Annotated in this window: 11 protein-coding genes; 8 read left to right on the forward strand and 3 right to left on the reverse strand. The window is 66.3% G+C overall.

Annotated features, from left to right (window positions below; all coding sequences use genetic code 11):
* The first annotated feature begins 14 nt into the window (after nucleotides 1-14).
* The 5 genes from DIE17_RS35480 to DIE17_RS35500 all read left to right on the forward strand — a co-directional run bounded on the left by DIE17_RS35480 (nucleotide 15) and on the right by DIE17_RS35500 (nucleotide 4,827).
* Complete coding sequence (locus DIE17_RS35480) at nucleotides 15-1,385, forward strand: NAD-dependent succinate-semialdehyde dehydrogenase (RefSeq protein ID WP_124489675.1); 1,371 nt, start codon at nucleotides 15-17, stop codon at nucleotides 1,383-1,385.
* Between the two features lie 27 nt (nucleotides 1,386-1,412).
* Nucleotides 1,413-1,838, forward strand: coding sequence for a cupin domain-containing protein (locus tag DIE17_RS35485; RefSeq protein WP_124489676.1), 426 nt, complete (start codon nucleotides 1,413-1,415; stop codon nucleotides 1,836-1,838).
* Between the two features lie 15 nt (nucleotides 1,839-1,853).
* The gene (locus tag DIE17_RS35490; RefSeq protein ID WP_124489677.1) at nucleotides 1,854-2,927 is read left to right on the forward strand and encodes an isocitrate/isopropylmalate dehydrogenase family protein; all 1,074 of its coding nucleotides are present in this window, start codon (nucleotides 1,854-1,856) and stop codon (nucleotides 2,925-2,927) included.
* A gap of 174 nt (nucleotides 2,928-3,101) precedes the next feature.
* A complete protein-coding gene (locus tag DIE17_RS35495) occupies nucleotides 3,102-4,400 on the forward strand; it encodes an MFS transporter (protein ID WP_124489687.1) in 1,299 nt (432 codons plus the stop codon).
* Between the two features lie 133 nt (nucleotides 4,401-4,533).
* Nucleotides 4,534-4,827 (forward strand): antibiotic biosynthesis monooxygenase, encoded by a 294-nt coding sequence (locus DIE17_RS35500; protein ID WP_124489678.1) that lies wholly within the window; start codon nucleotides 4,534-4,536, stop codon nucleotides 4,825-4,827.
* Nucleotides 4,828-4,927: 100 nt separating this feature from the next.
* On the opposite strand, the gene DIE17_RS35505 is transcribed toward DIE17_RS35500, so the two are convergent.
* The 3 genes from DIE17_RS35505 to DIE17_RS35515 are packed head-to-tail and all read right to left on the reverse strand — an operon-like array spanning nucleotide 4,928 to nucleotide 8,655.
* On the reverse strand, nucleotides 4,928-6,154 hold the full coding sequence (locus tag DIE17_RS35505; RefSeq protein ID WP_124489679.1) for a porin: 1,227 nt from the start codon (nucleotides 6,152-6,154) through the stop codon (nucleotides 4,928-4,930).
* Nucleotides 6,155-6,214: 60 nt separating this feature from the next.
* Nucleotides 6,215-7,540 carry an MFS transporter gene (locus DIE17_RS35510; protein WP_124489680.1) on the reverse strand — a complete coding sequence of 442 codons (1,326 nt, stop codon included), beginning with the start codon at nucleotides 7,538-7,540 and terminating at the stop codon, nucleotides 6,215-6,217.
* 53 nt (nucleotides 7,541-7,593) lie between these two features.
* Nucleotides 7,594-8,655, reverse strand: coding sequence for a lactonase family protein (locus DIE17_RS35515; protein WP_124489681.1), 1,062 nt, complete (start codon nucleotides 8,653-8,655; stop codon nucleotides 7,594-7,596).
* A 237-nt stretch (nucleotides 8,656-8,892) separates the two neighbouring features.
* Between DIE17_RS35515 and acnA the strand changes: the two genes are divergently transcribed.
* From acnA to DIE17_RS35530, 3 genes are read left to right on the forward strand one after another with little or no spacing between them, the layout of a single operon-like run.
* Nucleotides 8,893-11,517 carry an aconitate hydratase AcnA gene (gene acnA, locus DIE17_RS35520; protein ID WP_124489682.1) on the forward strand — a complete coding sequence of 875 codons (2,625 nt, stop codon included), beginning with the start codon at nucleotides 8,893-8,895 and terminating at the stop codon, nucleotides 11,515-11,517.
* Between the two features lie 38 nt (nucleotides 11,518-11,555).
* Nucleotides 11,556-12,449: a GntR family transcriptional regulator gene (locus tag DIE17_RS35525; protein WP_124489683.1), complete on the forward strand. Its 894-nt coding sequence runs from the start codon at nucleotides 11,556-11,558 to the stop codon at nucleotides 12,447-12,449.
* Between the two features lie 44 nt (nucleotides 12,450-12,493).
* The gene (locus DIE17_RS35530) at nucleotides 12,494-13,228 is read left to right on the forward strand and encodes an ABC transporter substrate-binding protein (protein WP_124489684.1); all 735 of its coding nucleotides are present in this window, start codon (nucleotides 12,494-12,496) and stop codon (nucleotides 13,226-13,228) included.
* Nucleotides 13,229-13,326: the final 98 nt, after the last annotated feature.

The raw sequence follows: 13,326 nt of genomic DNA on the forward strand, positions 1-13,326 counted from the left end.
CGGACACGAACACCATGTTTCGCACCCTGAATCCCGCCACGGAAACCATCGTGGCCACCTTCGACGCAGACTCGCCCGCGCGGGTCGAGCAGGCACTGGCAGACGCGAGCGCCGCGCAACGCCACTGGGCGCATGAACCGCTCGCTGTGCGTGCGGCAGCCGTCGCTCGCATCGGCGACGCGCTGCTGCGCCGCAAGGCCGAGCTGGCCGCGTTGATCACGCTGGAAATGGGCAAGCCGATCGCGGAAGCGGAGGCCGAAGTCGAGAAGTCCGCATGGACGTGCCGCTTCTATGCGGAACACGCGGCGCAGTACCTCGGTGACGAAGCGGTCACGAGCAACGCGAGCGAGAGCTTCGTGGTGTACGACCCGCTCGGCGTCGTGCTCGCGATCATGCCGTGGAACTATCCGCTGTGGCAGTTCATCCGCTTCGCGGCGCCGGCACTGTGCGCGGGTAACGGCGCGATCCTGAAGCACGCGGGCAACGTGCCGCAATGCGCGCTGGCCATCAATTCGGTGTTCGCCAATGCCGACGTGCCGGCCGGCCTGGTTGCATCGCTGCTGGTCGAGGCGGAAAACGTCGCGCAACTGATCGACGATCCGCGCATCGCGGCCGTCACGCTGACGGGTTCGACCGCGGTCGGCAAGCTCGTCGCCGCGCAAGCTGGCCGCGCGATGAAGAAGCAGGTGCTCGAACTCGGCGGCTCCGATCCGTTCATCGTGCTCGCCGACGCCGATGTCGAGGCCGCCGCAAAGGCTGCGGTGAAGGCGCGCTTCTCGAACACCGGCCAGAGCTGCATCTCATCGAAGCGTTTCATCGTCGACAAGCAGGTCGCGGATCGCTTCGTCGAACTGTTCTGCGCGGGCGTCGCTCAATTGAAGGTCGGCGACCCGACCCAACGCGACACCACGGTCGGCCCGATGGCGCGCGCGAACCTGCGCGACGAACTGCATCGGCAGGTCGAGCGAACTGTCGAGGCCGGCGCGGTGCTGAAGGCCGGCGGTGAGCCGCTGCCCGGCCCGGGCTTCTTCTATGCACCGACGGTGCTCGATCACGTCGCGCCTGACATGGCCGCCGCATGCGAGGAAACCTTCGGCCCAGTGGCAGCGATCCTGCGCGTCGACGGCATCGAGCACGCGATTTCGCTTGCGAACGCAACGGAATTCGGGCTCGGCGCCGCGCTGTGGACCACGGATCTCGACGCCGCACGCCAGCACGTGCGCCGGATCCAGGCAGGTGCGGTGTTCGTCAACGGCCTGGTCGCATCGGATGCGCGGCTGCCGTTCGGCGGGATCAAGCAGTCGGGCTACGGCCGCGAGCTCGGCTCGGCCGGCATTCGCGAATTCACCAACATCAAGACGGTCTGGTTCGGCCCGGCCCGCTGATTTCAAGAATCGAATAAGGAGTCCTTCATGACGATCATGACACCATCCGGCGCAGCGTTGCTGCAACCAGACAACCTGCCCGCGTACGATCGCGGCGGCGGCGCGAGCACCACGCCGCTGGTCGGCAAGTCGGTCGGCTCGGACAGTTTCATTACCGGCTACACGTCGTTCGCACCGGGCGTCGAGATCCCATTTCACAGCCACAACTGCCAGGAGAGCGTCGTGCTCGTCGAAGGCGACGCGATCCTCGACATCGACGGGCTCGAATACCGGCTCAAGCCGCTCGACACCACGTTCATTCCGCCCAACGTTCCTCACCGTTTTCGCAACGTTTCGAGCACCGCGCCGATGAAGATCCTGTGGATCTACGCACGCACCGACGCCACGCGCACGCTCGCCGACAGCGGCGAGACGCGGGCCGTATCGGCCGAACATCAGACCTCTTCGAATTAACCCGAGCGAACCATCATGCGCATTCTCATTCTCCCCGGCGACGGCATCGGCCCGGAAATCATCGCGGCGTCGATCGACGTCCTTGAACAGGCCGATCGCCTGTTCGATCTCGGTCTGCAGTACGACTACGAAGACGTCGGCTTCGCCAGCCTCGACAAGCACGGCACGACGCTGCGTCCCCAAGTGCTGGAACAGGCGAAAGGCTACGACGGCCTGATCCTCGGCACGATCTCGCACGCCGACTATCCGCCGCCCGCCCAAGGCGGGCGCAACGTGTCGGCCGCGTTCCGCTGCGATCTCGACCTGTACGCGAACGTGCGGCCGTCCCGCACGCGGCCGTTCCTCACGTCGAACATGCGCGAAGGCAAGCAGATGGACCTCGTGATCATGCGTGAGGCGACCGAAGGCTTCTATCCGGACCGCAACATGCACCTCGGCTGGGGCGAGATGATGCCGTCGCCGGACATGGCGCTGTCGGTGCGCAAGATCACGCGCCACTGCAGCGAGCGCATCGCGCGCCGCGCGTTCGAACTCGCGATGAAGCGCAGGAAGAAGGTCACGGCGATCCACAAGGCGAACAGCTTCCACATGACCGATGGCCTGTTCCTCGAATGCGTACGGCGCGTCGCGAAGGACTTCCCCGAAGTCGAGCTCAACGACCTGCTGGTGGACGCGTCGACCGCGCACCTGGTCCGCGCGCCGGAACGCTTCGACGTGCTCGTCGCGACGAACTTCTACGGCGATATCCTCAGCGATCTCGCCGCGGAACTGTCCGGCAGCCTCGGCCTCGGCGGCTCGATCATGGCCGGCGATGACCTGTGCTGCGCGCAGGCACAACACGGCTCCGCGCCCGACATCCAGAACCAGGACAAGGCAAACCCGACGTCGATGATCCTGTCGGTCGGCATGCTGATGCGCTGGATCGGCGGACACCGGAGCAAGCCGGCGTTCATCGCCGCGGCCGATGCGATCGACGCAGCCGTCGATGCGGTGCTCACGAACCCCGACACGCGCACCGCGGATCTCGGCGGCACGATTGGCTGCAACGCGTTCGGCAAGCAGGTCGCCCACGCACTGCGCGCCGCCTGAGCCAACGGGAAGCCGAGCGGGCCGTACGACCGCGGCCCTGACGACAACACACCGGAGACACATTCGACGATCGCCGCGACCGGGCCGATGCGCATGCGATGGCGCATCTCGCCCGGCAGCGCTGCGCCTGTGCACGTCGGGATCGTCGAAGAATCGATCATGCATTCCGAATCAATGACGATTGACACGGCATCCGTTCCCGACGCGAACCGGCAAGCCGTCCGGCAGCGTGCACTGCGCAAGAACGCGTGGCGCCTGCTGCCGCTGCTGACGCTCGCGTTCGTCTTCAACTATATTGACCGCACGAGCGTCGGCTTCGCCGCACTCACGATGAACCACGAGCTCGGGCTGACCCCGACGCAGTTCGGCTGGGGCGCGGGCATCCTGTTTGCCGGCTATTGCCTGTTCGAGATCCCGAGCAACCTCGCGCTGTACCGCTACGGCGCGCGCCGTTGGCTCGCTCGGATCATGATCACCTGGGGCATCGCGGCAACCGCGACGGCGCTCGCGCAGGGGCCGGCCAGCTTCTACGTGCTGCGCCTGCTGCTCGGCATTGCCGAGGCCGGCTTCTTCCCGGGCGTCACGTTCTTTCTCGCATGCTGGTTCCCCGCGCAGTACCGCGTGCGCGTGCTGGCGCTGTTCATGCTCGGCGTGCCGCTGTCGTCGGTCGTCGGCGGCCCGATGTCGGCGGCGCTGCTGAGCCTGAATGGCGTCGCCGGGCTGCACGGCTGGCAGTGGATGTTCATCGTGCAGGGCCTCCCCGCGGTACTCATCGGCATCGCGGTGCTCGTCTGGCTGCGCGACGATCCGAAGGATGCGTACTGGCTCACGTCCGACGAGCGCAGCGAACTCGTCGCGATGCTCGCCGAGGAACCGCGCGAGAAGCCGAAGAAGGCGCTGTTCGCCGCGCTGAAGGACGGCCGCGTGCTGCTCCTCGCGACGATCCAGTTCGGCTTCGTACTCGGTTCGTACGGCGTCGGCATCTGGCTGCCGATCATCCTGAAGAGTCACGGGCTCAGCCTCGCATCCATCGGGTTGCTGTCGACCGTGCCGTATCTCGCCGCGGTGGCTGGAATGATGATCTGGGCGCGCGCGGTGGACCGCAGCGGCCGCAAGATCTTCCATCTGTGCAGCGCATGCCTGCTGGGCGGGCTGGGTCTCGCACTGTCCGCCGTCTCGCACGGCGTGGTGCTGGAGATGGTCGGCCTCAGCGTCGCGGTGGTCGCGGTCAGCTCGGCCCGCGCGATCTTCTGGACGATTCCGACGCGCTTCCTGACCGGCGTCGCGGCGGCCGGCGGGCTCGCGTTCATCAACTCGATCGGTACGCTCGGCGGCTTTGCCGGCCCCTACCTCGTCGGCTTCCTGAAGCAGTCGACCGGCTCGTTCGCTGCCGGGATCTGGGCGATGGCGGCGATTCTCGCGGTGTCCGCCGCGTTGTCCGTGTCGCTGAAGCTGCTGATCAGGAAGGCATGACGTCATTTTCGGCTTCGCGGGAACCGCATGCGACCACCGCGCAGCCGACTTCCGGTATCGTTGCCGGATGCGCCGGCCCCGGCGCACGTCGCATCACGATCCGTTCGCATCATTCACCCCCTATGGAGCATCAATGATTCTGGAAATGGCATCGCTCGACATCGATCCGTCGCAGGCCGAGCAATTCGAAGCGGCGGTTCGCCAGGCACTCCCGCTGTTCGCGCGTGCGCGCGGCTGCGGCGGCGCCGAGCTGCACCGCGTGATCGAGCGCAGCGGCGGCTACCTGCTCGTCGTCAAGTGGGACACCGTGGACGACCACATGGTGCATTTCCGGCAATCGGACGACTTCCAGGCATGGCGACAGCTGGCGGGCCCGTTCTTCAAAAGCCCGCCGCAAGTCGTGCATACGGAAGTCGCGGTCAAGTAATCGCCACGGTAAAAAACGGGTCGGGCAAACGCCCGCCCCGTGTCACCGGCACGCCGCGGAAACCCGGCTTTACGCGCGCCGTTCCAGTCGCTCCGCCTGTTCAGAACCTGTGACGCAACCCGATCCGCAATGAAACCTGCTTGTCGGTCGCGGACGGCGTCAACCCGGTAATCTGCGCAACCGCCGGCTGCCCGAGCGAATCCGTCCCGCTCGCCTTCTCGAACACGGCAACCGTATAAACGTCCGTGCGCTTCGACAGGAAATAATCGACACCCGCGCTGAACAGGTTGTAGTTCGCGCCGCCCTTGCCGCCGGCGCCGCCGTTCCTCGTGTAGTCGTAGGCGACACCCGCCTGCAACGACGGCGTGAACTGGTATTTCGCGTTGATCTCGACGTTGTTGAATGCCGCGGTGCCCGCGTAACGCAGCGCATTCGGCCCCGACGCGGAGCCCAACCCCTCGAAGCGCGTATTCGAATACGCGAGGTTGACGCTGAGTGCGGCCAGCGTCACGCCCGCTCCGACGCCGGCGATTTCGAGCCGATTCGCGGACGCATAGCCGGCGAACACAGGGTTGATCTCCGGCACACTCGCGCTGCCGGCGCTGCCGAGGTTGTTGCTCGTCGCCGGACCGGCATTCGGATTCGCGCCGAAGAACGACGTGTTCGGGTTGCGGACGTTCAGGTAACCCGCGCCGATCGAAAACGGCCCCGCCGCATACGACGCGCCGGCACCCCAGATCCAGTTGGTCGAGAACGACCCGGCGGTGCCGCCGAGATTCATCAACGCTTCGAGCGTCAGCCCGCGGTAGCTGGCGCTGCGGAACTTGATCGAATTGTTGATGCGGCGCGTGTTCAACGCATTGTCGAGGTCGCCCGGATGCGAGGTCATGTAGCCGCCCCACTGCGGCGCGGCGAGGAACGGCCCATAGAAGTCGACGACGGGATCGTACTGCCGCCCGAGCGTGACCGTGCCGACCGGATGGCTCAGGCCGACATACGCCTGCCGCCCGAACATCGCGCCGCCCTGGTTCAGCACGCCGTTGTTGCTGTAGAAACCGCTCTCCAGCACGAATAGTGCCTTGAGACCGCCGCCGAGATCCTCGCTGCCCTTGAGCCCCCAGCGGCTCCCCTGCAGGCCGGCCGACCCGCCTTCGATCATCGCGATCTGATGGCCGCCGACCGGGCCTGCCGCCGTCCGTGCCGTCTGCACGTTGCTGGTGTAATTGATGCCGCTGTCGATGATCCCGTATAGCGTCACGCTGCTTTGCGCCAGCGCGATCGCCGGCACTGAATTCAGTACAACCAAGCAAAATGAAAACTTCTTCATCAATCGATCTCCTCTTTCGGTTATATGTCCCGGCTCGCCGCCGGATTACGCGTCATCGTTTCAATGGGTCTGGTTCACCACGTTCGACGGCGTGTCGTCGGCCGGCTGTTCGTGAACGCGAATGAAGAACGTCATCAGGAACGACACGACGAGCAGCGCCGCGAGAAACAGCAGACCAGGCGTCGCGCTCTGCCCCGTTCCCTTGACGAAGCCGATCATGAACGGCCCGACGAAGCCGCCGAGGTTGCCGATCGAGTTGATCACCGCGATCGACACGGCCGCGGTCGAGCGGCTGAGAAACAGCGTCGGCAACGCCCAGAACGGCGACTTGAACGCGTACAGGCCCGCGAGGCTCAGGCTGATCATCGCGATCGACACGTACGGGTTCGTCGACAGGCCCGCGCCGAGCAGCGCCGCGGCGGCCACCGCCAGCGGAATCGCCGAATGCAGGCGTCGTTCGCTGCGCCGGTCCGAACGACGCGACCACACGACCATCGCGATCGTCGCAACCACGTAGGGCACCGTCGCGATGAGCCCGATCTCGGTATGCGAGAGCCTCGACGAGAAGCCCTTGATGATCTGCGGCATCCAGTAACCGACGCCGAGGCTGCCGCACTGATACACGAAGTAGATGAACGACAGGTACAACACCTTCGGGTTCGTCATCGTCTTCAGCGAACCGAGATGCTGCGCACGCGGCCGCGCCTTGCGGTCGTTGTCGAGTTCGTTCAGCAGCCACGCGCGCTCCGCGGGCGTGAGCCACTTCGCGTCGCCCGGGCGGTCCGTCAGGTACAGGAAGCACAGGATCCCGCCGACCAGCGCGGGCGCGCCTTCGAGCACGAGCATCCAGCGCCAGCCGCTCCACTGGAACCAGTGGACGTGATCCATGATCCACGTCGAAAGCGGCGCGCCGATGATGTACGACACCGGGATCGCGGCCGTAAACAGCGCGACGGTCGTCGCGAGCTCCTTCGCACGGAACCAGTAGGTCAGGTACACGATGATCCCGGGGAAGAAGCCCGCTTCCGCCACGCCGAGCAGGAACCGCAGCACGTAGAGCTGCGTCGCGTCCTGCACGAATGCGGAGATCACCGACACGACGCCCCACGTCACCAGGATCCGCGCGATCCACACGCGTGCGCCGAACTTGTTGAGCATCACGTTGCTGGGCACTTCGAACAGGAAATACCCGATGAAGAAGATGCCCGACGCGAAGCCGAACGCCTCGCTCGACAGCGCGAGCTCCTTGTTCATCTGCAACGCGGCATAGCCGATGTTCGCGCGGTCGAGATACGAAATGATGTAGAGGACGAACACGAACGGGATGATGCGCCACGCGATCTTGCGCACCAGCGCGCGTTCGTCGATAGGGGTTACTTGATTCATGGTTGTGCACCGGCGGACCTGCCGCCGGCTGTCTCCTGATGGGGCGTGAAGGATTACGCGCGGTGTCCGGAGAACACCATGCAGACGGGGCTGCCCGACGCGACCGAGAAGCCGGTCGGCTTGAGGCGGCCCGTCGCGGCATCGATCGCGAACGCGACGATACTGTCGCTGTCTTCGTTCAGCGCGTACATGAAGCGGCCGTCCGGCGTGCCGGTCATGAAGCGCGGCGTGCGGCCGCCGGTCGATTCGGCCGCGACGAACGCGAGATGGCCGCTGGCCGGGTCGATGCGGAACACGGCAATGCTGTCGTCGCCGCGGTTCGACGCGTAGACGAAGCGCCCGGCCGGATCGACCTCGATCTCCGACGCGCGGCTGTTGCCGGTGTACGTGTCCGGCAGCGACGACACGATCTGCACGGGCGTCAGCGCACCGTTCGACGACGTGTACCGATAAGTCGTGACGGTCGAATCAAGTTCGTTGACGACGTACGCGAGCGCGCCGTTCGGATGGAAGGCGACGTGACGCGGGCCGGCCGTCTCGCGCGTGACGACGAATGCCGGATCGGCCGGCGCGAGCCGCCCGTCCTTGAACCGGAACGAGAACACGCGGTCGAGCCCCTTGTCCGGCACGATCACGAATTGCCCGGTCGGGTCGAACGGATTGAAGTGCGGCTTCGCCTGCTTCTGCTCGACGCGGTGCGGACCGATCGGGCCTTCGAGCGTGACGAGTTGCGTGATCTCATGCAGCGAACCGTCTTGCGCGATCGGCAGTACCGCCAGGCTCGCGCCGATGTGGTTCGACACGACGACGTAGCGGCCGGTCGGATCGATCGCGAGATGCACGGGGTTCTTGCCTTGCGTGCTCTGGCGATTCAGGAACGTGAGCTTGCCGCTGGCCTTGTCTACCTTGAATGCGCTGATGTCGCTCAGGTCGCCGTGGACCGTGTACAGGTGCTCGCCGTTCGCGCTCAGCGCGAGAAACGACGGATTCACCAGATCCTTGACGAGTTGCACGAGTTCGAGCGCCCCCGTCCCGGTGTCGACGCGGTAGACGCTGATCCCGTCGCCGCGGGCGTTTCGTTCGCGCGTGGTGCGCGATCCGACATAAGCAAACATGGGTGTTTTTCCTTTCAAAGCCTTGTGTGATTCGTCTGCCGAAACCGGCCCGGCGGCCGCGCCGAGGATCGCGAGCGCACCGAGCGCCGCCGTGTGCCCTATCACGCGGCGACGCATCTGATCCGGACCGTTTTCGCCCGGGTCGTTGGCTGTTTTCGTCACGGTCGTCTCCTGATTTTGGTATGTCGGGTTAGCACTAGATTGCATTTTTACTTGTTAAAGTGCAAAAATACAGTCATGGAAAACACCAACTCCCCCTCGGAAGCCCGGTTGACGGTCGACGGCGCGTCGTTTCGTTTCGTCGATCTCCCCGGCCAGTTCGGCGCCACGCTGCGTGAACTGCCCGTCGTGCTGCGCCTGCTGCTCGAAAACGTGATCCGCAACACCGACGGGGATGAGCGACGGCAAGCGGTCGACGCGATCGTCGAATGGACGCGCCGCGCGACGAGCGAGGCCGAGATCGCGTTCCAGCCGAACCGCGTGCTGATGCACGACACGACCAGCACGCCGGCGCTCGTCGACATCGCCGGCATGCGCGATGCGCTAGCCGAAGCCGGCGCGGACCCGGCGTCGCTGAACCCGATGCTGCCGGTCGATTCGTCGGTCGACCACTCGCTGGCCGTCGAATATTTCGCGCGGCCGGACGCCGCGCCGCTGAACCTGCAGCTCGAACTGCGCCGCAACGCGGAGCGCTACCGGTTCCTGCGCTGGGCATCGAAGTCGCTGACGGGCGTACGCATTCATCCGCCGGGCACCGGGATCATGCATACGATCAACCTGGAGCAACTGGCGACGGTGGTCACGACGCTCGAGCGCAACGGCGAGCGCTGGGCCGTGCCCGACACGCTGATCGGCACCGACAGCCACACACCGATGATCAACGGCATCGGCGTGCTCGGCTGGGGTGTCGGCGGGCTGGAAGCGCAGACGGTGATGTTCGGGATGCCCGTGATGCAGCGCATTCCCGACGTGATCGGCGTGCGGCTGACCGGCGCGTTGCGCGCGGGCGTGCTCGCGACCGATCTCGCGCTGACCGTCACGCAACGGCTGCGTGCGATCGGCGTATCGGGCGAGTTCGTCGAGTTCTTCGGCCCGGGCGTCGCCACGCTCGGTGCCGGCGAGCGTGCGGTCGTCGCGAACATGGCGCCTGAATACGGCGCGACGACCGGCTTCTTCCCGGTCGACGGCAACACGCTCGACTATCTGCGCGCGACCCACCGATCCGAATCGGCGATCCGGCTCGTCGAAGCGTTCACGCGGCAAGCCGGCCTGTGGTTCGATCCGGATGCCGAACCGCGCTACACGCGCACGATCGACATCGACCTCGCGTCGATCGGAATGCACGTCGCCGGGCCGCGCCGCCCGCAGGACCTGCTCGATCATTCGCAGACGGCCGCCGCGCTCGCGCCGCTCGCGTTCCATCCCGCGCATCCGCATCCGTCGATGCCGAAGCATCCGGTCGCGATCGCCGCGATCACGAGCTGCACGAACACGTCCGATCCCGCGCTGCTGATCGCAGCCGGCCTCGTCGCGCGCAACGCGCGTGCGCTCGGGCTGAAGGTGCCGGCATGGGTCAAGACGTCGCTCGGTCCCGGTTCGCCCGCGGCGGCGGCCTATCTCGAACGGGCCGGGCTGATCGACGACCTGTCGGCGGTCGGCTTCGATATCGTCGGGTATGGCTGCACGACCTGCATCGGCAACTCAGGGCAACTGACCGAGCCGATCCGGGCGGCGCTCGCCGACGCGTCGATCCGGCCGGTCGCGATGCTGTCGGGCAACCGCAATTTCCCGGGGCGTATCCACCCGGATCTCGACCTCGGCTTCATCATGTCGCCGCCGCTCGTGATCGCGTTCGCGCTGGCCGGCGACGCCGAAATCGACGTGAGCCGCGATCCGCTCCAGCACACGGCCGACGGCCAGCCCGTGTACCTGCGCGACCTGTGGCCGACACGCGAAGCCGTCGCCGAACTGACGGCGGCCGCCGCCGATCCGCACGACTACCCGCGCGCATTCGCGCACGCCAGTGCGAACCCGGCCTGGCACGACCTCGACGCGCCCGACAGCGCGCAATTCCCGTGGGATCCGACCTCGACCGCGCTGCGCCGGCCGCCGTTCGCGTCGGCGTCGCAGGGCAGCCAGCTCGGCACGTACAGCGCGTACCCGCTGCTGGTGCTCGGCGACGACGTGACGACCGATCACATCTCGCCCGCCAGCGCGATCCCGAAGGACAGCTTCGTCGCCGATTTCCTCGTATCGCGCGGCGACGATCGCGACGACCTGAACGTGTTCGCATCGCGGCGCGGCAACTGGGAAGTGATGATGCGGGCCGCGTTCTACAACCGGACCCTCGTCAACCGGCTGCGCGACGGCATGCCGGTCGCGCATACGCTGCACGTGCCGAGCGGCGACGTGTTGCCGATCTTCGAGGCGGCCGCGCGTTACCGGGAGGAAGGCAATCCGGTCGTACTCGTCGCCGGCGAGCGCTACGGCACCGGGTCGTCGCGCGACTGGGCCGCGAAAGGCCAGCGGCTGCTCGGCATCCGCGCGGTGCTGGCCGCCAGCTTCGAGCGCATCCACCGCTCGAACCTGATCGGGATGGGCATCCTGCCGCTGCGCTTCGCCACGGGCATCCACCCTGACACGCTGGACCTCCGGCCAGGTGATAAGCTCGAGGTCGACGCGCCGGCCGATGCGCTGTCGCCGCGCTGCACGGTGCCCGTGCGCATCGTGCGCGCCAACGGCCGCGTCGAGCCCGTCGACGCGACGGCCGCGGTCGAGACCCGTCTCGAATGCGAGCTGCTGCACTCGGGCGGCGTCATCCCGCTGATATTGCAGAAGAACCTGGCGACGCAGGAGGCTTGAGACCGAAGCCGCCCGCGACGCTCCGAATGCTCACTCACATGATCGACCGCTCCATCGCGACCCAGATTGTCGAACTGATCAAGACGGAAGGACTGGACGTCGGCGCGCACCTGCCCGCGCAGATGCTCGCCGACCGCCTGCGCGTGTCCCGTTCACCCGTTAACGAGGCCCTCGCGCTGCTGCACGAGAAAGGCATCCTGACACGCGAGCGCAATCGCGGCTTCTTCGTAGCAAAGCCCGTGATCGAGCCGCTGTCGGACGTCGTCGACGAACTCGGTCTCGGCGAAGCCGACGTGATCACGAGCGTTTATTTCCGGATCGCGGACGATCGCCTGAAGGGCAAGCTGCCCGACGAATTTTCGGAACAGCTGATCCGCACCCGCTACGGGCTGACGAACGCGCAGCTCAGCGCCGTGCTCGGGCGTATCGCGCAGGAAGGCTGGGCCGAACGCAAGCCGGGCTACGGGTGGCAGTTCTCGCCGATGCTGACGACGCCCGACAGCCTGCTGAAATCGTACCGGCTGCGCCTCGCACTCGAGCCGGCCGCGCTGCTCGAGCCCGGCTACCGGCTCGATCCGCGTGTGCTGGAACGGTGTCGCGAGGTCGAGAAGCACCTGCTCGCCGGCGGCATCGAGACCGATACCGCCGATCAACTGCACGATCGCGGCGTGCGGTTCCACGAATCACTCGTCGAAGCGTCGGGCAACAGTTTCTTCATCGACACGATCCGGCGCGTGAATCGCGTGCGCCGCCTGCTGTCGTACCGCTCGATGCAGGATCGCGAGCGCTACGTCGAACATGCGAAGCAGCATCTTCACGTGCTCGAGCTGCTCGAGCGCGAGCGCAACGAAGAGGCGTCGGAAGAACTGCGTCAACACCTGTTGCATACGCTCGATGCGCTGTCGCGCATCAGCGCCATTCTCAAACCTTGAGCGCCCGCGCAACCCGCACACCCGCTTCCCCCATGAGCCCTTTCATGCCCATCGACCCTTCCGTCCTCTCCGCGTTCACCCCGACCGGCAAGCTGCGCGCGTCGATCAATCTCGGCAACCCGATCCTTGCGAACCGCGACCCGGCCACAGGCGAGCCGTTCGGCGTGTCGATCGACATCGCGCGCGCGTTCGCCGAGCGGCTGTCGGCCGAGCTGGAACTCGTGGTGTTCGACGCCGCCGGTAAATCGGTGCAGGCGCTGACCGAGGAGCGCGCCGACTTCGGCTTCTTCGCGGTCGATCCGCTGCGCGGCGAAACGGTCGCGTTCACCGAACCGTACGTGCTGATCGAAGGCTTCTATCTCGTGCGCGACGATTCGCCGATCCGCGGCAATGCGGACGTCGACCAGCCACACAACCGTGTGGTGGTCGGCAAGGGCAGCGCGTACGACCTGTTCCTCACGCGCGAGCTGAAGGCAGCGCAGATCGTGCGTGCGCCGACGTCGCCGGCCGTCGTGCCGACGTTCGTCGAACAGCAGCTCGAAGTCGCGGCCGGCGTGAAGCAGCAGCTCGAAGCCGATGTGGCGAAGACGCCGGGCCTGCGCCTGCTCGACGAGCGCTTCATGGTGATCCGTCAGGCGATGGGCGTGCCGAAGAGCCGCGGCGAAGCGGCCGCCGCGTTGCTCGGTGCGTTCGTCGAAGAGATGAAGGCGTCGGGCTTCGTCGCGGATTCGTTGCGTCGACACCGAATCACCGGAGCTTCGGTGGGACCACTGCGCTGACCGGTACATCGGCGGCGACGGTGTCAAACGCATTTGAAATCTGAGCCACTTCGCGCCTGATCGCGCAAAGTAAAACTGAGCCAGTCGTTACCTCTTCG

It is taken from the genome of Burkholderia sp. Bp9099 (assembly GCF_003857805.1).
Taxonomy (GTDB): Bacteria; Pseudomonadota; Gammaproteobacteria; order Burkholderiales; family Burkholderiaceae; genus Burkholderia.

Bases quoted from the DNA above. Each gene is read 5' to 3' on its own strand.
- DIE17_RS35505 (WP_124489679.1), bottom strand. From the start codon at position 6,154: ATGAAGAAGTTTTCATTTTGCTTGGTTGTACTGAATTCAGTGCCGGCG.
- DIE17_RS35490 (WP_124489677.1), top strand. From the start codon at position 1,854: ATGCGCATTCTCATTCTCCCCGGCGACGGCATCGGCCCGGAAATCATC.
- DIE17_RS35500 (WP_124489678.1), top strand. From the start codon at position 4,534: ATGATTCTGGAAATGGCATCGCTCGACATCGATCCGTCGCAGGCCGAG.
- DIE17_RS35485 (WP_124489676.1), top strand. From the start codon at position 1,413: ATGACGATCATGACACCATCCGGCGCAGCGTTGCTGCAACCAGACAAC.
- DIE17_RS35515 (WP_124489681.1), bottom strand. From the start codon at position 8,655: ATGTTTGCTTATGTCGGATCGCGCACCACGCGCGAACGAAACGCCCGC.
- DIE17_RS35510 (WP_124489680.1), bottom strand. From the start codon at position 7,540: ATGAATCAAGTAACCCCTATCGACGAACGCGCGCTGGTGCGCAAGATC.
- DIE17_RS35525 (WP_124489683.1), top strand. From the start codon at position 11,556: ATGATCGACCGCTCCATCGCGACCCAGATTGTCGAACTGATCAAGACG.
- DIE17_RS35495 (WP_124489687.1), top strand. From the start codon at position 3,102: ATGACGATTGACACGGCATCCGTTCCCGACGCGAACCGGCAAGCCGTC.
- DIE17_RS35530 (WP_124489684.1), top strand. From the start codon at position 12,494: ATGCCCATCGACCCTTCCGTCCTCTCCGCGTTCACCCCGACCGGCAAG.
- DIE17_RS35480 (WP_124489675.1), top strand. From the start codon at position 15: ATGTTTCGCACCCTGAATCCCGCCACGGAAACCATCGTGGCCACCTTC.
- acnA (WP_124489682.1), top strand. From the start codon at position 8,893: ATGGAAAACACCAACTCCCCCTCGGAAGCCCGGTTGACGGTCGACGGC.